Annotated in this window: 20 protein-coding genes and 1 pseudogene; 12 read left to right on the top strand and 9 right to left on the bottom strand. The window is 66.7% G+C overall.

Annotated elements, in window-relative coordinates:
* The first annotated feature begins 70 nt into the window (after window positions 1–70).
* The 5 genes from L3Q67_RS01275 (at window position 71) to L3Q67_RS01255 (ending at window position 7,275) form a co-directional block, all read left to right on the top strand.
* The gene (locus tag L3Q67_RS01275) at window positions 71–1,216 is read left to right on the top strand and encodes a site-specific integrase (protein WP_499187748.1); all 1,146 of its coding nucleotides are present in this window, start codon (window positions 71–73) and stop codon (window positions 1,214–1,216) included.
* Window positions 1,213–3,714: a site-specific integrase gene (locus L3Q67_RS01270; protein ID WP_499187747.1), complete on the top strand. Its 2,502-nt coding sequence runs from the start codon at window positions 1,213–1,215 to the stop codon at window positions 3,712–3,714. Before L3Q67_RS01275 ends, L3Q67_RS01270 begins: the two co-directional genes overlap by 4 nt.
* Entirely contained in the window at window positions 3,711–4,295 is a 585-nt protein-coding gene (locus L3Q67_RS01265; protein WP_499187746.1) for a hypothetical protein, read from the top strand. Before L3Q67_RS01270 ends, L3Q67_RS01265 begins: the two co-directional genes overlap by 4 nt.
* A 1,228-nt stretch (window positions 4,296–5,523) precedes the next feature.
* Window positions 5,524–5,898 carry an effector-associated constant component EACC1 gene (locus L3Q67_RS01260; protein WP_499187745.1) on the top strand — a complete coding sequence of 125 codons (375 nt, stop codon included), beginning with the start codon at window positions 5,524–5,526 and terminating at the stop codon, window positions 5,896–5,898.
* Window positions 5,899–6,000: 102 nt separating this feature from the next.
* Complete coding sequence (locus L3Q67_RS01255; RefSeq protein ID WP_499187744.1) at window positions 6,001–7,275, top strand: caspase family protein; 1,275 nt, start codon at window positions 6,001–6,003, stop codon at window positions 7,273–7,275.
* A 192-nt stretch (window positions 7,276–7,467) separates the two neighbouring features.
* Here the strand turns inward: L3Q67_RS01255 and L3Q67_RS01250 are convergent, their stop codons facing one another.
* Both L3Q67_RS01250 and L3Q67_RS01245 read right to left on the bottom strand, forming a co-directional pair.
* Entirely contained in the window at window positions 7,468–7,653 is a 186-nt protein-coding gene (locus tag L3Q67_RS01250) for a cytidine/deoxycytidylate deaminase family protein (protein ID WP_499187743.1), read from the bottom strand.
* 45 nt (window positions 7,654–7,698) lie between these two features.
* Entirely contained in the window at window positions 7,699–8,055 is a 357-nt protein-coding gene (locus L3Q67_RS01245; protein WP_499187742.1) for an SCO4402 family protein, read from the bottom strand.
* Between the two features lie 129 nt (window positions 8,056–8,184).
* Between L3Q67_RS01245 and L3Q67_RS01240 the strand changes: the two genes are divergently transcribed.
* Window positions 8,185–9,114: a tyrosine-type recombinase/integrase gene (locus L3Q67_RS01240; RefSeq protein ID WP_499187741.1), complete on the top strand. Its 930-nt coding sequence runs from the start codon at window positions 8,185–8,187 to the stop codon at window positions 9,112–9,114.
* Window positions 9,115–9,201: 87 nt separating this feature from the next.
* On the opposite strand, the gene L3Q67_RS01235 is transcribed toward L3Q67_RS01240, so the two are convergent.
* From L3Q67_RS01235 to L3Q67_RS01215, 5 genes and pseudogenes are all read right to left on the bottom strand, one after another.
* Window positions 9,202–12,354, bottom strand: coding sequence for a tetratricopeptide repeat-containing serine protease family protein (locus tag L3Q67_RS01235; protein ID WP_499187740.1), 3,153 nt, complete (start codon window positions 12,352–12,354; stop codon window positions 9,202–9,204).
* A gap of 21 nt (window positions 12,355–12,375) precedes the next feature.
* Entirely contained in the window at window positions 12,376–12,705 is a 330-nt protein-coding gene (locus tag L3Q67_RS01230; RefSeq protein WP_499187739.1) for a trypco2 family protein, read from the bottom strand.
* Between the two features lie 15 nt (window positions 12,706–12,720).
* The gene (ligD, locus tag L3Q67_RS01225; RefSeq protein WP_499187738.1) at window positions 12,721–13,161 is read right to left on the bottom strand and encodes a non-homologous end-joining DNA ligase LigD; all 441 of its coding nucleotides are present in this window, start codon (window positions 13,159–13,161) and stop codon (window positions 12,721–12,723) included.
* Window positions 13,162–13,294: 133 nt separating this feature from the next.
* Window positions 13,295–13,759, bottom strand: coding sequence for an ATP dependent DNA ligase (locus tag L3Q67_RS01220; protein WP_499191408.1), 465 nt, complete (start codon window positions 13,757–13,759; stop codon window positions 13,295–13,297).
* A pseudogene (locus L3Q67_RS01215) lies at window positions 13,748–14,248 on the bottom strand (ATP-dependent DNA ligase); the annotation flags it as partial. The gene L3Q67_RS01220 and the pseudogene L3Q67_RS01215, both read right to left, overlap by 12 nt.
* 262 nt (window positions 14,249–14,510) lie before the next feature.
* Between L3Q67_RS01215 and L3Q67_RS01210 the strand changes: the two are divergent.
* Together L3Q67_RS01210 and L3Q67_RS01205 are read left to right on the top strand one after the other, a co-directional pair.
* On the top strand, window positions 14,511–14,687 hold the full coding sequence (locus L3Q67_RS01210) for a hypothetical protein (protein ID WP_499187737.1): 177 nt from the start codon (window positions 14,511–14,513) through the stop codon (window positions 14,685–14,687).
* Window positions 14,688–14,716: 29 nt separating this feature from the next.
* Window positions 14,717–15,046 carry a hypothetical protein gene (locus L3Q67_RS01205; protein ID WP_499187736.1) on the top strand — a complete coding sequence of 110 codons (330 nt, stop codon included), beginning with the start codon at window positions 14,717–14,719 and terminating at the stop codon, window positions 15,044–15,046.
* A 79-nt stretch (window positions 15,047–15,125) separates the two neighbouring features.
* Here L3Q67_RS01205 and L3Q67_RS01200 read toward each other — a convergent pair whose 3' ends face one another.
* Window positions 15,126–16,202 (bottom strand): helix-turn-helix domain-containing protein, encoded by a 1,077-nt coding sequence (locus L3Q67_RS01200; RefSeq protein WP_499187735.1) that lies wholly within the window; start codon window positions 16,200–16,202, stop codon window positions 15,126–15,128.
* Window positions 16,203–16,916: 714 nt separating this feature from the next.
* On the opposite strand from L3Q67_RS01200, the gene L3Q67_RS01195 reads away from it, so the two are divergent.
* The 4 genes from L3Q67_RS01195 to L3Q67_RS01180 all read left to right on the top strand — a co-directional run bounded on the left by L3Q67_RS01195 (window position 16,917) and on the right by L3Q67_RS01180 (window position 20,235).
* Window positions 16,917–17,069, top strand: a complete 153-nt coding sequence (locus tag L3Q67_RS01195) for a hypothetical protein (RefSeq protein ID WP_499187734.1) — start codon at window positions 16,917–16,919, stop codon at window positions 17,067–17,069.
* A gap of 574 nt (window positions 17,070–17,643) precedes the next feature.
* Window positions 17,644–17,805, top strand: coding sequence for a hypothetical protein (locus L3Q67_RS01190; protein ID WP_499187733.1), 162 nt, complete (start codon window positions 17,644–17,646; stop codon window positions 17,803–17,805).
* Window positions 17,802–18,002, top strand: a complete 201-nt coding sequence (locus L3Q67_RS01185) for a hypothetical protein (RefSeq protein WP_499187732.1) — start codon at window positions 17,802–17,804, stop codon at window positions 18,000–18,002. The genes L3Q67_RS01190 and L3Q67_RS01185 overlap by 4 nt, the downstream gene beginning before the upstream one ends.
* A gap of 109 nt (window positions 18,003–18,111) precedes the next feature.
* On the top strand, window positions 18,112–20,235 hold the full coding sequence (locus tag L3Q67_RS01180) for an ATP-binding protein (protein WP_499187731.1): 2,124 nt from the start codon (window positions 18,112–18,114) through the stop codon (window positions 20,233–20,235).
* Here the strand turns inward: L3Q67_RS01180 and L3Q67_RS01175 are convergent.
* Window positions 20,232–21,335, bottom strand: a complete 1,104-nt coding sequence (locus L3Q67_RS01175; protein WP_499187730.1) for a ThiF family adenylyltransferase — start codon at window positions 21,333–21,335, stop codon at window positions 20,232–20,234. The two genes, L3Q67_RS01180 and L3Q67_RS01175, sit on opposite strands and share 4 nt — an antisense overlap.
* Window positions 21,336–21,405: the final 70 nt, after the last annotated feature.

Genomic DNA, 21,405 nt, shown 5'->3' with positions numbered 1-21,405 from the left:
TTGATCTCCGTCGTGTGACTGGTCAATATTCGGGAGGTGCGAGGCACAGGAGATGCAGTAGTCCTTCCTGGTGCCATTCCAAGCAGAACGCGCTGTTGCCGAGGACGGCTCGGTTGAGTGGGTCGTCGTTGACACCGAGAGCTACGACCTACACGTCGAGGCGACGGCGTTCCTCGCGAACCTGCGCGCCAGGGACTGCTCGCCGAACACGGCACGGGCCTACGCCGGCCGGGTGGCGGTGTATCTGACCTACTGCGCGAACGCCGGGTTGGACTGGCGGGTTCCAGGATTCCTGCCGATGAAGCGGTTCAAGGACTGGCTGGTCCACGAACCCGTGGCGCCCCGCACCCGGCGGCCGGTCATACCTCGGTACCGCTCGGAGGGCTCCGCGAATGCCGTGCTGACCGCGGTGTGCGAGTTCCTGCGATTCGGCCGCCCGTACGGTTGGGTGCCGGAGAACACGGTGGCGATGCTGGCCGAGCCGAAGTACCTCACCCACCTGCCACCCGGCTTCAGCGCCGGCGAGGACGATCAGTTCCGTGTGGTCGCGAAGTCAACATTCCGGTTCCGGATGGTCGAGCCCGGCTACCAGGCGCTGACCGCCAAGCAGGTCAACCAGATGATCGAACTGGCCGGCAACGCGCGGGACCGGTTTCTGGTCGCCCTGCTGGGGTGCACCGGCTGCCGGATCGGGGAAGCGCTCGGGTTGCGCAGGGAGGATATGCACCTGTTGGCGGACTCTCAAGGTCTGGGTTGCCCGGTCAAGGGACCACACGTGCACATCCGGCGTCGCCCTGACAACGCCAACAAGGCGCTGGCCAAGGCCCGCAGGCCCCGGTCGATCCCGGTCACGGCCAACCTTGTCGGGTTCTACAGCGACTACCGCTATGACCGCGACCAGATCGAGCAGGCCGTCGGCTGCGACCTGGTGTTCGTCAACTGCTATCGGCCGCCGTTGGGCCGGCCGATGACCTACGACAACGCCAAGGAGATGTTCGAGCGCCTGGCTCGCGTTGCCGGGTTCACCGCCCGGCCGCATATGCTGCGCCATGGTGCCGCAACCGGGTGGCTGCGCGATGGCACTCCTCGCGATGTTGTGCAGGCACTGCTCGGACATGTCTCCCAGGCGTCCATGCAGCCCTACATCCACGTCTCCGATCATGAGAAACGCGATGCGGTTGACCGAGTGGGCGTGGTGAACGAGGGCACCCGGTGACCGTATTGGCCAGTCCCGCGCCACTGCGGGCCGCCGCGGTCGGGCTGCCGGCCGACGCCATGGCTTGGGAGATGTGGTTGCGAGAGCGTCTCACAACCGACTGGCGTCCAACGGAGTGGAACCACGAAGCGTGGCTGTTCACCGGGGATGTCAACAATCCCCGGACGTCGCTGTGGCCGTGTTCGGTGCGCGCCTGCGTCAACCAGTTGCACATCCGCCACGGATTCTGCAAGCAATGCGCCATTGAGCTGGGGAAATATGCCGGGAACGCGGACGAGTTCGTCGCCACCTACGTGCCGAAGCGCCGGGCGGGGTGTGCCACGGTGAAATCCTCCTGCCTGGTCGAGCGGGACGGTCAACGTTGCACCCGGCCGGCGGTGTCTGTCGGCGCGTGCGACACCCATTACGGCACCTGGCATAAGCAGGTCAAGGGCGGTCGCACCACGCTGGGAATCCGCGAGTGGATGGCCAGCCTCGCGGTTCCCTTCCTGGACACCGTGTCGTGCCACGTCATCGGCTGCGGTGGGCCGATCATGAACAGCCGAGGGCTCTGCGCTTTCCACTGGCGTCGCTGGTCACACCACAACGTGCGGACCGGCAAGAAGGTGGACGCACGAGACTGGGCCGCGGCCGAACTTCCTTTCCTGGGTGGTTCCCGCTTCTCTCTCATTCGGTTGGCACCACTGGTTAAGCTCGAATTCCTCTACGCGCTGCAACACCGCGACACGCTCGGCAAGAGCGTGCTACCGCCGACGTGCCGGAACCTGGCTCTTCACCTCGCAGACGCGACCACGCTGCTGGACCCCAGCGTGGGATCGCTGAGCTTGTCCAACACCAGTGACGCGCTGTTGCGGCAGCTGCGCTGGTCGATCAGCCTGGCCTACGACCAGCACCGCGGCATCTCGCCCACCGACAAGGACGTGCTGGACCTACCCGCTATCGGGCTGCGAGCACACAGCTGGACCAGGCAGCGCGTCGCACGAGGCACCGCTGACCTCACCGAGATCCCCCAGCCCTGGCTTCGGGAACTGGTGCGTGTCTGGGTGGACGCCGAGCGCCCGGCCGTGCGTGACCTCGGCCCCACGTTGCGCGCCGCCACTCTGGCCGGCCAGGCGCTCAGCGGTCGGCCCGGAGGTGGACAGGATGTCGCCGCGTTGCAGTTCGCCGACATGACTGCTGTCGCCGCCCAGTTCCGCACCGCGCTGCGCCTGGATGGCGAGCCCTACACCTCGAAAACCCGCCATACGCTGTTCAGCAGGTTCTGCGACCTGCTGAATTTCGGCCGAAAAGCGGACATGCTCGACCACATGTCGGGCAGCTTCGTTCGACACAGCTCGCATCGCATCGTGGTCGAAGACACAAACGAGGGCGAGATCGGCAAGGCCATCCCTGAGTTCGTCATCCGCCAGCTCAACGATGCGCTCCATTCCATCGGCGCAGACATGCCCTACGGCAGATTGAGCCGCGACGACATCCAGATGATGTTCCGGACCGTCTACATCGTCTTGCGTGACACCGGTCGGCGGCCCGGCGAAGTGGCGTGCCTGCGCGACGATTGCCTGGAAACCATTGACGGAGAAACCTCGCTGGTCTGGGAAAACCGAAAGGGCAAGCGGCTGCGCCGCCGTCTGCCAATCACCTCCGATACCGCCCACGCCATCGGGCAGTGGCAGCTCCGACGCCGATCGTTGCCCGTTCCCGAGCACAGCACGGGGTTCCTGTTCCCGGCGATCAGTCACGGCGCCGGCGCTCCGCACATCGACCCCAACACCGTCTCCGCCGTCATCCGAGAGTGGGTCGGGTCCCTGCCCGCGCTGGTCACCGACACCGTCGGGCCAGACGGCGAGCCGCTGTCATTCGACCGGACACGGATCTTTCCCCGCGCGTTCCGCAACTCCTACGCCCAGCGCCACGCCGACGAAGGCACCCCCGTTGACGTGCTCAAAGACCTGATGGACCACGTCGACGTCAACACGACGATGGGCTACTACACGGTTTCCCTGCGCCGCAAGCAACAAGCAGTGAAGACCCTGAGCGCTCGGGTCGTGGACCGGGACGGCAACCCGGCGCCATTTCGGTCCGGCTTGGCCTACGAGCGTAGCGCGGTGGCCGTCCCGTTCGGCGGCTGCACCGAGCCGTCAAACGTCAAGGCCGGTGGGCACGCTTGCCGGATCAGGTTCCAGTGCGCCGGCTGCGGGTTCTACCGGCCCGACCCGTCCTACCTGTCCGCGATCGAGCAGCAGATCAACGACCTGCGCGCGGACCGGGAGACCGCGCAGGCGATGGGCGCGGCCGAGTTCGTGATCCGTAACCTGACTGAGCAGATCGACGCCTACGGCGAGGTCATCACCAAGATGCGCACGAAGCTGGCCGAATTGCCCGCTGACGAGCGCGCCGAGATCGAGGATGCCAGCGCCATCATGCGCAGGGCCCGCGCTGGCAGCGGCCATCTGAAGCTGCCGATCACCCCGGTCCGACGCCCGGAGCCACCGCGGTGACCGCCACGCGGGGCCGACCGGAGCTGCTGCGCGCGGCCCGGCGGCAGGACAGCCTCACCAAGCGGCAGCGCGTGCTGACCACGCTGGAGCGGATGGAACGCGACCGCGAACGAGTCACCTACGCCGCCGTCGCTCGCGCGGCGCACGTGTCCACCTGGCTGGTCTACGCCGACGGCGTTCGTGAGCACATTGACGCCGCCCGCCAGCGCCAGGCGACCCAGCCGGCCCGCGATGAACGCGCCGGCTTGTCGGCCAGCGCCGCCAGCCTGCGTACCGACCTGGCGCTGGCCCTCCACGAGATCACCGACCTACGCGCCGAGCGGGACAGGCTCCGCGGCAACCTGCAGAGGCAACTCGGCCGGCAACTCGACACGCTCACTCACAGGGAGCTGGTCGACCGGATCGACGAACTCACCCGCGACAACCAGCGTCTGACTGATCAGAATCGCCAGTTCACCGCCGACAACCAGCAGCTACACCAGCAAGTCACCGACTTGGAAGACGACTTGGCCGCCGCCCGAACAAGTCTGCGCCGCATGATCCGCGACACCAACCCCCCGGACAGTCCCGACGCGCGATAGTCCGCTCATGCCGATGAGCGGACGTGGTTGCGAGGGGACTGAGGCACGCTACGCGCAACTGCCCAGTACCCGTGTTCGGAACGGGCTCGGCGCCGGAGTGCTCAGCCGTTGAGCCCGGCCGCATGGGCGGGCCGTGCCGACCAATTCGGCAAACGCCGCGCGCAGGGCAGTCGACGCCGGCCACTTCGAGCTCGAAGCGAGCCAGGCTCGCGGCGAGCGCCGACTACCACTAGGCCGCTGAGCACCTTGCCTTCCCTCGGGCAGCCTCCTCGATGACGCCGTCACCGGCCAACGGCGCCGCCGCCGCGACCGGCAGGTCGATGATCACTTCGGCCAAGCGTCGGCCGTGGTGGAGCCCTTGAACCGCTTCGCGAGGAACGACGTGACGTTACCGCCAGGAATCTCACGCGGGGCGAACCCGCAGCCCCGTTCGGCACGGCAGCGTCAGCCGGTCGATGGCAATCGCAGCGCCCCCATCGCCGACGGAGAGGATCTTGGGCGAGGGTCGTGACGTCACCATCTGCGCCGCCTTTAGGCATGACGAGGTCGCACGGTCGTCACGATGCGAGCACACCCGAGCGGGAAGATGACAGAGAGGGTGCAATGCACTGGCCAGGCCTTGAGACGCATTGGTCTGCTGAGGACTTCGCGGGCGTCGGCAGGGCAAAGGCGGCGCGACGGCCGGGCTGGTGAGCTCGCCGCGGCCGGCTTCACCGGACGTGCCTCGCCGGTCTCGTCACGTACTTGGACAGCAGTCGGCTCCGCCACGACAGCGGCGGGCGACGGTGTGTGGGCAGGCGTCTGCTCCAGAGTTGATCGGCTGTGCGGGGTTTTGCGCGCACGAGGGCGCAGTCGGCGCGCTCGTGCGCGTCCGTGTTGTGACCGAGCGGGTCGAGTTGCTGTTGCAAGGACTGCTCGCGGTTGACCTCTTCGGGGCCCAGGCGTGGCTTGACGATTCTGCTGGTGGGGCGATGGTCGGGCCTGGTCGCCAGCCAGTCCTCGCAATACCAGCGCACTCGGTCGGCGTCGAACGAGCGGTCAAGGGCTCGGCGAACCGCCGCACCCGGACACGCACATCGCCAAACTCGGTAAGGGCGTGGATGGCCAAGCGGTTGCAGGCCAGGACGTGGCGGGCGAGAACTGCCGACCTGGAAGCGGCTGTCGGTGATACTCGGCTTGTCGTCCGCTAGACTCAGCTGGTTCTTGCCCCAGGTTGGGAGGTCGTCGTATGGTGATAGCGATTCGAGTGATCGGTAACGCGTCGGCGGACGAGGCTCGGGAGCTGCGCAAATTTCTCTCAGAAGAAGACGAACTGCGTGGGCGTGTAAACCTCGATGAGCATGATCCACGACCCGATGCCCTAGGCGGAGTCTCGGACATCCTATCGGTCGCGCTGGTTCCCGGTGGCGCCGCGACGGTGCTGTCGGGAGCGCTGATCGCCTGGTTGAGGCAGCGGCGCAGTGACATAACGCTGCGTGTCGAGAACGCGACGGGGTCGAGTGTTGAACTGCGGGCCAAGCGCATCAAGAATCCGGACGTGGACGAGCTTGAGGGGATACTCCGGATCCTAAATGAAGAGCTTGAAGAAAGTTCCGAAGAATAGGCAACTTCTCATCTCATGGTGACTTTGAAATCTCCGGGGACCAGAGCCTTACTCGTCGGCGTAGGTAAGTATTCCATTCCCGGACTCCCCGGCGTCCCGGCCGTGGATGCCACGTTGTCGGATCTGGCCGCTGCCTTCACGAATCGATGTGGTGTTTCGCCGGAGCAAATAACGGTTCTCGACAACCCGACCCATCCGTCTCAGGTTGGTCATGCTCTCGCCGAGGTGGCGGAGGAAGCGACGGACGCTCTACTCTTTTACTACGTCGGGCATGGTCTCGTCAGTATCGGAGGCAGCCTATACCTGGCGATGGGGGCGACGGATCGGCGAGCGAAGCTGCTACCGTACACTGCGCTTCATTACGATGCCGTTCGCGATTCACTGCAGGACAGCATCGCGAATTCGGTCATCGTGATCCTTGACTGCTGTTTCTCCGGGCGCGCTCTGGGCGTGCTCGCTGGCGATGACGCCGAAGACGAACCGGCGGAGCTGGCCAGGGTGACGGGTGGCTGCGTACTGGTGGCCTCTGCCCGGAACGAACTGGCGATGGCCCCGGCGGGGGACCGCTACACCGCGTTCAGTGGAGAGCTTCTGCATTTCCTGAACAACGGCGACCAGTTGGGTAGGCCGAACCTGACGCTCCGCGACGCCTATCGGCACTTGGCGAGTACTCTGCCATCTAAGGGTTTTCCCCGCCCACGGCGCCGGGTGTCGGAGGACGTCGACGAGCTAGTCCTCGCTCCGAACCCGTCTTACAAGCCACCGGTTCGAGACGATTGGCGGATGGTGTCGGACGGTAGTGTGCGGGACGTGGAGTCACCGGTTGTAATTCCGGAGGTCGCGGTGACGCCAACAGCGGGGCAGGACGTCGTCGAAAGTTACGAAAATCGAGGCCTTGACACTCAAGGTGAGCGGCCGAGCAAAGCTGCCAACCAAATTTTCTCTCGTCCTCGCACTTCGATCAATACTGAGGTAGAGGACCTCGCCAGAAGATTGACGCAGACTCAGCTGGTCGACCTGATCAAGACCAAGCACGCCGACGGGGCGGACGTCGGTAAGATTCTGGCCAACCTGGTTGTCTTCAGGAAGCCGGAGGAAGTATTCGAGATCACCTTTGCGCTCTGGAACTTGAATTTCAAAGATGATGTCGATTGGATCCTGGAAGCCACGGGATATTCGGCGCCACCGGAGTTGGTCGCTCGTTCTCTGCGCCAATTCGGGAGCCTGGACCGGAAGTTCAAGGACAAATGGATCGATGTACTGAGGAAGAATCCTTTGCATCGCGAGAAGATCGCGAAAGCCCTTGTCGCCGCAGGGGCGCACGAGGACGCATCAAGCTTGAAAAGCACCAGTCGCCCCTGGTTCAGACACAGATAATCCCCTGAGCGCTTTGCGGCAGGTTGTCGTGCAGGATATCGAGCAGCCGGCCAACAAATGGACCTGACCGCATCGGTGATGAGTCTCAGTTTCCAGAACGGACTACCAGTCGCAGTTCGCCTTATCAGGGCGTGCCACTGACCCGCCAATTGTCCATATCGGAATATATGTACTCGCACGATGCCGCGCACATCAAAGACGGTGGCGCAGACTCCATAGCGTGATCGTAGGCAGATCGGCGTCGTCAGCGATGCGGGCCAACGCGTTCATCTCCGCATGGGCGATCGGGCTGCCCTGCAACAGGTCATCGCCACCGGGCGGGATATACGCCCGATTGCGGCCTTCTGCAACCACGTCACCACCGGGGCCCAACACCATGACACCAACCTTCTCGACATGTTGCCGAGACCCGGCTGAGGGCATTCACCCCGTCAGGCGGTTGAGCCCGTTCGCAGCGAGCCGCCGGACCTCGCACCAGCCACTGTCACCGAACCAGGTCGCATCCGAAGCCGTGGTGCCTTGGCGCTCCGACACAGCGACGACTGCGGTTACGATCTCTCGGATCACGTCGGCCTCATGACCGTCGCGGAGGATCGTCCCGATCGAGGTAGCCGGATCCACCAGATCCCAGAGAGTGTCATCGACCGACCAGTGCACAGCGTTGGTGAGGTCGAACCATCGCGTGTCTCCGCCCTCACCGTCCAGCGCCGGAGGCTCTGCGGCGAGTGTTCTGAGCGCGGAGAGCACATCCTCAGGCCGTCCAGGCCATGCGACATCCACCAGCACATGGTGTCAGACAGCAAGATGTGTTCTACATACTGCTCCAGCACGCAGACGTCCGCTCATGCTGCGATGGCGCACTAGTGAACATGACTGGTCAGGGAGCATGCACAGCTTGCTCCTCCGGCTTTGCGCCTGGAGTGTTCCCATCCAGCATGGAAGTTCATGGAGCCCTCAGACCTGGATGACACGGGGTTGCGCCTGGCGGCTGCGGCGTACCTCGGACGCTACACCGGCGTCTCACGGACGCATTCGGAGTCGGACCTGCGGATCTTCTTCACCTGGTGCCAACAACGCGAACTCGCGCCGCTGGCAGCGCGCCGGGCGCAGATCGAGCTGTACGTGCGCTGGATGCAGGAAGTCCGACGCTTCAAACCCTCCACGGTGTCACGCAGGATGTCAGTGGTCACCGGCTTCTACCGCACCTGCGTTATCGACACTGTGCTCGAGCACTCGCCAGCGGAGTACGTCCGGCGACCGGCGGTGCCCAACGAGTCTCCGACCCTCGGCCTGTCACACCTGCAGTTCGAAGCGCTGCTGACCGCGGCGCGGGAATCGATCAACCCATTCGACTTCGCACTGGTGGCGATGCTCGGCCTACTCGGACTCCGGGTGTTCGAGGCCTGCGCCGCTGACATCAGCGACATCGGCGAGGAACACGGCCACCGGGTGCTGCGAGTGATCGGCAAGGGCAGCAAAACAGTGCTGGTGCCCCTGCCACCGGCGGTCGGACGGGCGATCGACCGAGCTGTCGGTGACCGTGAGCGGGGCCCGACCCTGCTCAACCGGCGCAGCGGTCGCATGGACCGGCACTGCGCTACCAGACGGCTGCGCAGACTAGCCGAAGCGTCAGTAGTGCGGCTGCCGCGAATGCACCCGCACATGCTGCGGCACACCTTCGTCACCACGATGCTCGACGCGGGCGTCGACCTCCGCGACGTTCAGATCGCAGCCCGCCACGCCGACCCACGAACGACCATGCGCTACGACCGCGCCCGCAAGAACCTCGACAGGCACCCGAACTACATCCTGGCGGCATACATGGCATCCGCAACCTGACACCCCCATGCACTGTCTTGCCGATGAGCGAGTGCTCGTTCTTGCGCGACATGCTGATTAACGGTTTATGGAAATGATTTCGATGCGTCATGGCGCAGACGGGCTGTTCTTCACTAGCCAATCGTGGACACGTCGAGAATTTATGAGTTCGTTGGCGTGCACGTCGGGGCGCTGCTCGGCCAGCCGGCGTCGGATCTCCACCGCTTCAGTGATGGCGTCCAGCCCCTCCTCCTGCCGCCCCAGCTCACTTAGCCGGATCGAGAGGTTGTTCAAACTCCCTGCGAGGTCGGGCAGGAACGCATCGGGGCGCTGCTCGGCCAGCCGGCGTCGGATCTCGACCGCCTCAGTGATGGCGTCCAGCCCCTCCTCCTGCCGCCCCAGCTCACTTAGCCGGATCGAGAGGTTGTTCAAACTCCCTGCGAGGTCGGGCAGGAACACATCGGGGCGCTGCTCGGCCAGCCGGCGTCGGATCTCGACCGCCTCAGTGATGGCGTCCAGCCCCTCCTCCCGCCGCCCCAGCTCACCCAGCCGGACCGCGAGGTTGTTCAAACTCATGGCGACGTCGGCCAGAAACGCATCGGGGCGCTGCTCGGCCAGCCGGCGGTAGACACCGACCGCTTCAGTGATGGCGTCCAGCCCCTCCTCCCGCCGCCCCAGCGCACCCAGCCGGACCGCGAGGTTGTTCAAACTCATGGCGACGTCGGCCAGAAACGCATCGGGGCGCTGCTCGGCCAGCCGGCGGTAGACACCGACCGCTTCAGTGATGGCGTCCAGCCCCTCCTCCTGCCGCCCCAGCGCACCCAGCCGGACCGCGAGGTTGTTCAAACTCCCTGCGAGGTCGGGCAGGAACGCATCGGGGTGCTGCTCGGCCAGCCGGCGTCGGATCTCGACCGCCTCGGTGATGGCGTCCAGCGCCTCCTCCCGCCGCCCCAGCTCACTTAGCCGGTTCGAGAGGTTGTTCAAACTCCCTGCGAGGTCGGGCAGGAACGCATCGGGGTGCTGCTCGGCCAGCCGGCGTCGGATCTCGACCGCCTCGGTGATGGCGTCCAGCGCCTCCTCCCGCCGCCCCAGCTCACTTAGCCGGTTCGAGAGGTTGTTCAGGCCGCGAGCAAGATGGGAGTCGGCGGTTTCGGGATCGCTGGTTGCGGTGTGTCGGCGGCGTTGCACTAGGTCCTGCCAGAGGGTGGCGCTGGTGGATGCCCAGACCTGGCTCGTTTCCGGCAGCATCGACGACAAGCGTTCCAGCTGTTCGGTGTCCAACCCTTCGTCGGAAGCGTGTTGTTCGACGGCCCGGATGAGGGGGTGCGGGCGTTCAACGCGGGTGGCGGTCTCGATCGCGGAGGCGAACATGGTGTCCGCGTGCCGGGTGCAATAGCTGGTCAGGGAAGCGGCCACCTGGTCGCCGAAGACGGGGTGCGCGGCGGCACGTGTGCAGACGGTCAGCAGGGTGACTGCTTCGTCGTCGTTGATGTTGGTGGCGAGTGAGTCGATGACGCAGGTGCGGGTGTGGTCGAGGATGAGTCTGCCGATCAGCCGCTCACCCAGCCGATCTGGTTGCAGTCCTTCGAACTCGCCCTCAGCAGAGGGGTAGAGGTGCCCTAGCCAGCTGCGGACCGCGGCACGGCGATCTCGTGGTTGATCAGCGATCCCGGGCACTTTCGCGATCAGTGCGTCGAGGTCGTTCATCGCGGCGGGGCTGAGCAGCACGGCCGCGGCCACAACGTCGATCAGGGTGGGCAGGCCCAGTCCGGGGAGCAGGCCCTGTGCGGTGGCGGTGGCGCGCCAGTAGGCCCGTTCGTGATCAAGGATGCGATCTTCCGGACCTTTCCCGCCCACAGGGGCAGACGTTTCAGGATGGGCCGTTTCTGGGTGTCCGTGGTCGAGCAGGTCGGCCAGCGCGCTCATCTGCGCCGCCAGCACCGTCTGCCTGTCCACGCTGGCTGACGCCGGAGGATCGCCGAGCCCGGCCGCGATGGTGTGCCAGGCAACGTCAGCCTGGCCAGGCAACGCGGGCAACGCCGCGGCGAACGCAGTAACCGCGATCCGGTAGCTGTCCGCCTGACCGGCGGCGGTCTCGTCCAATGTTCCCAGCAGCCGTATGCGTGTGGTGTCGACCAAGTCGCGGACCACGTCGCTGGATTCGGCCAGCTCGGCCCACCAATCTCCGGCGGTGCGCGCCAGCAGCAGCACCTTCACCGGCGCGGCATGTCGCCGTCGAGCCAGCGTCTGGACCAGCTCGCGGAGCTGTCCAGTGCGGGTTTCGGCATAGTCGAGCACCACCAGCAGTGGCGTGACCGTCTCCGCCAGCACCGCCAGCTCATCACCGTGGCTGCGGGCCGGGTCAAGCCACAGCACCGTCCAGCCCTTTCCGATCAGCTGGCCGCCGAACTGGTGCGCCAGGCGGGTCTTGCCCTGACCACCCCGTCCGTGCAGCAGCCAGATCAAGCCAGGCGCCCGCGCCCAGGCATGCAGCTCGGCGAGGATCTCTGCGCGACCGCGAAACGGCACCACCGCGCGGCGCGCGGTCAACAGCGCCGCCGGCGACCCCGTCGTCACGGTGTGCCCGATCCGCGAGACGGTGTCAACCAGGCCGTGTAACTCGATCGCCTCACACCGCACCGTTCCCTCAGCGCTCACGATCTCGACGAACCGCGCGTCGGCGAGCAGCACGTAGGCGGGGACGGCTTCCAAGGCCGCGTGCTGACGCCCAGCGGGGTCGACCGCGACCACCCCGGTCAGCAGATCACCGCAGAACACGGCCGCGCCCGACAAACCACCCCAGGGCGATCCCCCGTCCGCGCGTGCCGCAGGAGGATAGGTGTGCAGATTGATCACGTAGCGGTCGCCGACCATCCGGTCACCCGGGTTGAGCGTTCCCGCCAGTTGCGACACCTCGAGCGGATCACCCTCCCGCTGCACCAGCTCCGGGGCGCCCCAGCAGACACACTCGATCCCCGGCCGATACGTCACCGACCGGCCCCACGGCACGGGCTGATCGGCCAGCGGTTCCCATGCTGGGTCCTCGATCCGCACCAGGGCGGCGTCATCACGCCCGCCCGGCGTTCCGCACCACACGACCCGGCCCGCGACATCCCCCGCCCGCCCCGGCCGGCACACCCGCACCGCCACACCCTCGGCATCCACCACATGCGCCGAGGTCAACACCAGCGACGGCCCGATCACATAACCCGACCCTGCCCGGTCCGCTCCGGTGACCGCAGCGACCCGCTCCCACTCCACCAGGACCTCCCTCGCCGCTGGTTAGCGTCCGATGTGCCCGGTGACGTCTCCCGGCCCGGCCTCACGAGCACCGCCACGTGCGACCAGCAGATCCCCGCCACCCGGACGCCGCGGGGTCAAGCTCACCATCACCCGATGCTTGCGCGTGTGGGCCACACCGGCCTCGGCGTCCGCGGACACCACCCAGGCTTTGAACCCGGCCTTCGCCTTCGCATCACGCTTGAGCTCGACACTGAACTCCAGCTCGACCGGCCCCACCACAAACTCCACGTCCGCGTCCGAAGCCCGGTTCGCCGCATCCAGCAACTCATCCCGGATCACCGCGACCGCATCAGCCAACTCGATATCCATAGAAACAGGATCCCCTCACCCCTCGAACCCGTTACACCCAGCAGCCCACAACAACCGACCGTAACCCAACCGAGCCCAGGACAGACGCAGCCACCTCGACGACGCACTCTCATGCCGCATAGCGCGCGGTCTGTGATCCATGTCCTGCACAATCCCGCCTTCTGGAGGCCTTGCCGAAGGTGGGCTGGTCTTACTATGCCTGGCATGCCTCACGTCAACGCAGCCACCTGACGTGCATGGATGCATCTCACCTCCAGATAACCAGCGCGGCCAACTCGTCAAGCAGGGCATAGCTGATCGAGTCGCCGGTGCCGCGGCTTCCGCTGCTGGGCAGTACGACGGTGGGCAGCCAGCCGGGGCGCCCTTGGGGGCGTTCTTCTCGAAGAACTGCTGGCCGCCGACGCCGTCGGGGTAGCGCAGGAAGGTGACCGGGCGGCTGGCCAGGTGCGGGAGCATGACCGGGGCGATGCGGGTGTGATAGTCGATGACCTCGGCCTTGGTGAACCAGCGGTTGGGTAGAGGACCTTGGACAGGTTCGTCAGCGTCAGCCGCCGCTGCTCGACCTGCACGGTGACCCGCTCGCCGGTGCTCATGGCTTGGCCAGGCCGGGGATGAGGATCTGCTGGAGGTCCTTGTCCCAGCGCAGCCCGCGGAACGAGGTGTGCCTGAGGCGCTGGTCGGGGGTGAAGTTGCGATAAGTGACATCGCAGACGAGCTGGGGCGCGACCCAGTGCACACCGCGGGCACGGTCGCGGGGGACTTCGTCGGTGAACGGACTACGCCGCCGTTCGAGAGGCTGCAAGCGGACGAGGAGGTCGGTGAGGGTGGCTTCGGTGAAGCCGGTGCCGACGTCGCCGATGTAGACCAGGTCGCCGGCGGTGTCGTGGGCGCCGAGCAGCAGGGCGCCGATGGTGTCCCCACGGCGCCCGGACCCGGGGCGCCACGCGCCGATGATGGCTTCGTGGCTATGGAACACCGCATGCTTGCGCCAGTCCGGCGAACGCCGACCGGGCACGTAGCGGGAGGTCGCCTTCTTCGCGATCACGCCCTCCATACCGGTGTCGATCGCGGCCTTGAGCATGTCCTCGCCGTCCACGTCCGGGTAGCTGGGCGGGATCACCACCCGGCCACCGGCCGGTGGATCGAGCTGCTCGAGCCGGTTCCGGAGCTCGGTGTAGGGCAGCTCCAGCAGGGTCTCGGTGCCGAGCATGAGCAGGTCGAAAGCGAAGAAGTGCACCGGCAGCTGAGCGGCTAACTAGGCGCTGCGGTCGGTCCGGCGCCGCTGCAGCCGCCCGAACTCCGGGCGAGCCTTGGCGTTAAGCGCAACGATCTCACCGTCGAGCATCGCCGGGCGCTCGCCGAGCACAGGGCCCAGCACGCCGGCCAGCTCGGGGAAGTACGTGGTGAGGTCGTTGCCGTTGCGGCTGGTCAGGCGGGTGGTCCCGTCTGGGGCGACGGCCATGCAGGCCCGCCAGCCATCCCACTTCCACTCGAACACCCACCCCACACCGGAGGGCAGCGTGCGGGCGTCCTCGGCCAGCATCGGCGGGATCGCCGCGGGTACCGCACCCGGGCGAGTTGCACCTCGTGGCATCGCCGTCACCTCCGTCCACAACAGACTCAGTGTGTACAGAGAACCCGAGTTCTGCAGTACCACGAGACGCGCGCGTGAGACCGCGGAGCAGGAGCGTCGACGTCATGGCGGCAGGTGGTTCGGCGAGATGTCCCGTCGAACCACCGCTTGCACGTAACGGTGGATGCCATCCCATCGACAAGATCAAGCAAGCCGCAGAGAGGGCCCACCGATGAACATGTTCGCTGAGGCGTTCGACGCAATGAACGCCATCGACAGCGCGCCCCAAGAGCTGACGATCGACCAGCAGCTGAAGCTCGCTGAAGTCAAGGCGCTGCTATCGATCTCCCAAGAGCTGTCGAAGATCCACCACGAGGGCATCAACCCCGACTACTCCGTGGGCGACTGAGCTGTTCCACACCGCGAAAGGACATACACGTGACCGACCCGCTGGGCCCCGCCGAGTTCGCTGAACTTCAGCGAATCGTGGCACGCCTGATCGAACTGCTCCCGAAAGTGGAGCCTGACAGCGACGACGCGGCAAACGAAGAGGCACTGTCGCTCGTCGCGCGACTGCGCGAAGTTGTCGGCGAGCGCACGAGCGACGATCTGCGCGAGCAGGCAGAGACATTGCGGAAGCGCGACGAGAACCTCGCTGCCAAGACCTGGGCCGGTAACACCTCCGGCGAGTTCAGCCAGCGAGCTGAAACTCTCGACAACGCGGCCGATCTCCTCGACGCCGATGACGAGTCAACGTCGGCCAGCTGATTTACGCTCGATCGCATGACCGCGATCGCCTGTTCGACCTGGTGCCCGCACCGGATTACACGGCGATGGTGATGCGTGGTCAGAGGACTACGCCGGAGAGCGCTTCGAGGGCGGTTTTCGACCACTCGGTTGCCGTCTCGGTCGCGCCGGCCGTGTACCCGGCGGCCAGCGGAGCGAACACGCCCTTGAGCACGTTGATGCACTTGCGCAGCTTCGACTTCTCCGGTTCGGCCTCGGTGATCTCGGCCAGGGCTTCCTGCGCGGCTTCCTCGGCGTCGGCCCGGTCCTGGTCGGGCAGGCCCACTGCGGGCAGGCTCTGCAGCAGGTCGGTGATGAACCGGGCCAGCTCCTCGTAGCCGGGAGCCACGGTGCTGGTGGTGTGCTGCTGGTTCTGGGTTACGTGCTGGGCGTTCCAGGCGATCTGCGCGTTGGTCATGTCGCCCTGGAGCACCGGTCCGTTGTAGTTGATCGTAGTGCCCAGGGCGGGGAGTTGGGGCAGCCCGGTTTCGACGGGCACGCGGATCGGCCCTTGCTTGTCGAATTCGGCTTGGATCCCGGCGACCAGCCCTTGGATGCCCTGCCTGTTAATCCCGTCGTTGTCGGTCATGGAGTCCTCGTCGCTGCGGCCGGTGAGAAAGCGGCGCACGTCGCCGTCGTTGTAGAGCAAGCAATCCCTGCCGCGGGCCGTGAGCTGGGGCTGGATCGTGCCGTTTGGGGCCTGGTCCATCGTCTGCGAGGTGATCAGGCCGGATTCAAGGAGGTATTCGGCTTCGCGGTCGACCTCGTCCTCGGTGAAGTGGGAGTCTTCGTACTGGAGTTGATCGCTGCCCAGAAAGTCCTCCCAGTTGATGACGTGGTCATGGTGTTCCAGCCAGGTCAGCATGCGCCGGCGCAGCTCGGTCAGCCGCCGCGCTGGGCGCGAGGCGAGCAGGCGCTGCGCTCGCCGGCGGCCGGCCCCGGTCAGCGTGGTCTCGATCGCGCCACCTCCAGAGAACGAGTTCGTCACCAGGCCCTGTTCGCCCAGGTACTCGGCGAGCTGGAATGCGTCATCGTCCCCGAGTCCGCGGCGGGCCAGGACGTTGTTGATCTCACCAGGGCCGTGCTCTTCCAGGTGGATGAGCACGGCGTGGCCGTGTTCGTCGAACGGCGTGACCATCGAGGCCTCGTCCCCTCTCCCGCGAGTCGTGATCGGGACCCGACCGGTCGGCTTACCGGTGACCGCTTATCGTGCCACGCCGTTGACCTGGTGTACGGCCGCGACGCGGGGCCGCCGGGGCCGGTCGGGAGGAACGGTCCACCCCATGCGATAAACGGTCCGGATTCCTGCCTGGAGTCGGGCGATCGGACCCACCGTCTGGTGGACTCGCGACTGCCCGTTGCAGGGTCGAAGAGGGGCCTGGCCTGCTCGTTGCCTTTCCGCGCGGATGTGCAAATGCACGTGCACATCGCAGGTCGGGGAAGATTCGCCCCCTCCGCAGCGGGCTTTCCGCTCGTCGTGGAACTCACACCGGTCGTCGATCGACGCTCCTGCGCCTGTGACGCCGTCCCTAGGCTCAGACGTGCACGGACAGGCGGAAACGGGCGGCGTCTCGGGTAGGAGACGCCGCCCGCTGTTCAGGCACCTCGTTGCCGGGTGCCGCCTCATTCCCGTGTGGTCAGTGGCCGGTTCGCCTCGGTGTCAGAAGCTTCGGCGAACCGGCCTCATCAGAAGGAAGGAGGCACTTGTGACAGTAGAACTGGCTCGGCAGCGTGCCCAGGTCGGTGTGCGAGGCAGCGGTGACGAGTCGCTTCAGCGCGACGGGTGGTTGCGACGTTTCGCCGTGACCGAACAGAAGATGATTATTTCGGTGGTTGAGCGGGGGACGTCCGCATGAACCGCTGGGACGTGGTGCTGGAGGTACTGCGCAGCCGCCGCTTGTGGCGGCGGTTCGTCGCCGTGCTCATCGTGCTGGCCACCACCTCGGTGCTGGTCTTCGCGGGGGACACCGTGACCCAGTTGATCACGGTCGTGGTTCAGCGCTGATCCGCGACCATCACAACCCGCTTGGGCTGGCCAGGCGGCACGTGGCCTGGCCAGCCCAAGTCCTCGGGCATGGAGGGCCGGACAGGGCGACGGTCGTGGACCGCCGGACGCCGCGTGGCTTTCACGCGTTCGGCCGATACTCAGGGACCGGCGGGTTCTTCCTGGTCGGTGACCTCGGCCCACGACGGAGAGGACTCCAAGGTCTCCAGTGGCACCAGCCCGGTCATAGCCAGACGCAGCGGATCACCGGAGCGCCGCCGGTAGAGCAGACGCCCGTCGGTGAGGACCAGCCAGCGATCGGGGCTGTCGAAGAACTGGAAGATCCGGGCTGGGCGAGGTCATCAGGGCTGAAGTCGGGCTGGTCCACGACCAGGATCCTCACACGCGGCACCGACAGATTCCGGGCAGCGCCGGGCCGAACGAGGCCGGGTTCACACCGCCTGGCTACCTCACGCCGGTGGCACCTCGTCGGCGCGCGAGGTCCCGCTCGCCCGGTCGCTGATCATCGCTAGACCGGGTCAACTTGCGCGTTCGCCCTGATCAGAACGCGGACATGGGCAGCATGCTGGACAGCATGAGCACGCCGATGGATCACGAGGCGGCCGACCGGATCAGCGCGGCCGCCGATCGGAAACCGGACTCGCCGACCGCGACCAGCGGGTTTGATGACCGGGCCCAGCACGCCGACGACCGCAACAGCGCGGCCGGGGACGATCCCGACGACGAGTTGCTGTGACCGGCTCGGCGCGCGCCGGTGTCGTGCGCGTGGCCAGCGTCGAGGGCGGCCCCTGCTGGTTGTGCGGACTCCCCGCGGTGGCCGGCGAAAAGCTGCCCGGACGCCGCCACAAGGTCCGGCTGCTGTGCCGGCGGCACGACCAGCTCGTCTTCGGCGCGGCATCTGCATGCACGTCGAACCTTCGCGAGTTGGACTGACCGCCGTCAGAGTGCGAGATAGACGCGCCCACTTCGCTGGTGATGCTCCATCAGTGTGGTGCTGGGTACGCGCATCGCATCGTGTTCGGCACCTGGTCAGACTGGCCGTATGGGTGACCGGAGCGGCGTCAGCAACACGATCAACGGGTCCGTATTCGGATCGGTAGGTCCAGCGGGCAGCATCGGTCAGGTCGTCGTCTCCGCCGCGGTTCAGGCGAGCGTGCCGGTTCCGAAACAGTTGCCTGCCCCGGTGCGGGACTTCACCGGTCGCGAGCACCAGTTGGTCACGCTGGACCGTCTGCTGCCACACGACACCACCACCCACAGCACAGTCGTCGTCCTCGACGGCACAGGCGGGGTAGGCAAAACCAGCCTCGTCACCCATTGGGCACACCGGGCTCAAGATCAGTTTCCCGACGGCACGCTCTTCGTGAACTTGCGGGGGTATGGTCCGAGCGCCCCGTTGGACCCCGTCGTCGTGCTGGGTTCCTTCCTGAGCGCGCTCGGTGTGGCTCAGAATCAGGTTCCCGTCGAACTCGCCGCCGCCGTCGGGTTGTTCCGCTCGTTGTTGGCGACCCGCCAGGTTCTGGTGGTGCTGGACAATGCCGCCACGGCCGAGCAGGTGCGCCCATTGCTGCCTATTGCGGCCGGGTGCATGGCGGTGGTGACCAGCCGCGGCAGCCTCACCGACCTGTTCGTCTCCGAAACAGCCCACCGCATCAGCCTCGACCTGCTCGCCCCCGCTGAGTCGCACTCCTTGCTGCAGGCCGTGCTCGGCCCTGCTCGCATTGAGCGGGAGCCAGGCGCCACGCGGGAGCTGGTTGGGCTCTGTGCCGGGTTGCCGTTGGCCGTCCGGGTCGCGGCTACCCGAGTCGCCTCGCGCCCGCAGTGGCAGATCGCCGACGTCGTCGACGAGATCAGGGAAGATCAACTCGCCAAGGACGGCACCAGCGGGGTGGTGCAGGAAGCGGTGCAGGCGGTGTTCGACTGGTCTTACACCCGCCTCACCCCCGGGCAGGCACAGGTATTCCGCTGGCTCGGGTTGCATCCGGGCACGGAGTTCTCCGCGTTTGCGGTGGCTGCGCTGGCCGGACTCAGGCGTCGCGAGACGGACAGATATCTGGAAACGCTGGCCGAGTTGCACCTGGCCGAACCAGTTGGCCGCCACCGGTACCGGATGCACGATCTGCTGCACGCCTACGCTCGCACCCGCGCCCACCTCGACACCGCCGACGAGCAGCACGCCGCGTGCGAACGGGTCCTGACCTGGTACGCCTACGTCGCGCAGATCGCCGACCAGTTGCTCTACCCAGGATTCCCGTCCTTGGATGTTGAGATCAAACGGGTCGGAGTCGCACCGACCCTGGAAGACCGCAGCCAGGCCTTGGCCTGGCTCACGGCCGAGCAACCCACGTTGTATGCCGCGGCGCGGACCGCGCTCGAGTACGAGATGTACGCCCCGGTGCTGGCGCTGGCGGCCGCTGCGCGCTTCCTCACCTATTTGCCGCGCCCGTTGTGGACCGTGCGGCTGGAGATCGAAACGCTTGGTATTACCGCGGCCCGCGCCCTGGAAGACTCCGCCGCCGAGTTCTTCCTGCGCGAGTCGCACAGCGAAACGCTGAGCGCTCTGGAGCGGTGGGGCGAGGCCGAAGCCGGGTTCGCCAGCCTCGATACTCCCGGCAATCCCGAGCGGTACTGCGCGTTCATTGGTCTGGGCCGGGTCAACCTCAAGCGCGGACGACTGCGGCGAGCCCGCGACTACTACCAGCAAGCGCTCCCACTGGCACGCACCCGCGGTCTGGCGCGTACCCAGGCGGTGATCGAGGGCAATCTGGCTACCATCGCCATCGGACTGGGTGAACACGAGCAGGCCCTGGCCCACATCGACCGCGAACGCGATCTCCGGCACCAAGCCGGAGACCAGGTGGGCTATGCCCACAGCGCCCATCGCGCGGCGACCGCACGGCTCGCCCAAGGCCACCACGCCGCGGCGCTGAAGCTGACCGAACAGGCACTAGCCGAGTTCGAGAAGTTGCCCGGCACCGACAAGCTGGTTGCCCCGGCACTGGAGTTGGCCGCAACCTGCTGCGACCAGGTCGGCGACCTCGCCCGTGCAGCCGACTACCTCCAGCGCGCCGTCACCCTGTACACCGATCTCGGGCTTCCCGCGGAGGCCGCGCGGGAGCGGTGGCGCGAAGTCACCGCCCGCGCCACCGCACTGCCGAGTACCTAACCGTCGTCGTGCCCGCAGGTAGGACACGTCGGCCAGGGCTGCTCCAGCCGCAGCGTCTCATAGTCGCGCAACGTCACCAGGTTCATGCCGTACACCTGGTCGACTGGCAACGCCGGTGCGCCGGTGATCAGGCTCATCACCGCGTGCGCGGCGAGCCCGCCGGCCAACTTGGCCGTTGACGCGTTGGCCGGGTGCTCGCGCTCCATTGACTCCGCAGGTGCCCACGCGGTACGCGGGGACACCACGCTGAGCCGGTACTGCTCGGCGGCGCGAGCGCAGTCGTAGCACGGTCCCGCACCAGGCAGGTACATCCCGACACTGACTCGCGGTCCGTCGTACCCGCTGTGCACCCACGCCGTTCCCGTGGCGTGGCACGCCTGGTTCGCCCACGAGCGAATCTCCCCCACCGAGGGCTGGTCCGCGGCTACCAGCACCACGTCGCAGGCGATCGCCAGCGCCCGCACCTGGTCTGGACCCTCAATCCGTTCCCTGGCTCCGGTCACCTCGACGTGGGAGTTGTGCCGCCGGAGCCGGTCCAGCGCGGCATCCACCTTCGCCCGACCGAGGTCCTGCTCGGTGAACAGCACCTGCCGGTTGAGGTTGGACACCTCCACCACGTCCGGATCCACGCAGTGCAACTGCCCGACCCCCGACATCACCAGCGCCAGCGCCGCCTCGCCACCAGCCCCGCCCACGCCGATCACCACGACTCGGGCCTGCCGCAGCCGCAGCTGCGCATCCCAGCGGCCCCGGCCGGGCGTGCGATCCACCGATCGCCAGAACGCCCGGCTCCGGCTGTAACGCTCCCGCTCGAACTCAGTCAGCTCCGTCTCGGAGGCATCCTCTAGGTAGCCGGCCTCGTTCAGGTCCCCGATCGCCTCCCGGACCTCGCGCGGCGAGCGAGCAGGGAAACGGTGGACCAGCTCGGCCACGATCTGGCCCACCGTCCGCGACCCGTCCAGCAGCGCCAGCAGCGCCCACACCGACCCGTCCGGATCACGCAGACCGCGTGCGACGCCGGGCGCATTGCCGCCGATGCGCACCAGCCCATCGTCGTACCGCACCGGCCGGTGCTCGAACTTGATCCGCGGACGCCACATGACGCTCACCCTCCTTTCCGGTCAGTTGTTGTCGTCAACGTCGCTGCAGGTCGGCTCCTGCTCGATCTCC

It is taken from the genome of Saccharothrix sp. AJ9571 (assembly GCF_021725495.1).
GTDB lineage: Bacteria > Actinomycetota > Actinomycetes > Mycobacteriales > Pseudonocardiaceae > Amycolatopsis > Amycolatopsis magusensis.
Note: the sequence above shows the minus strand (reverse complement) of the source record. Positions and strands in the feature narration are given on the sequence as shown.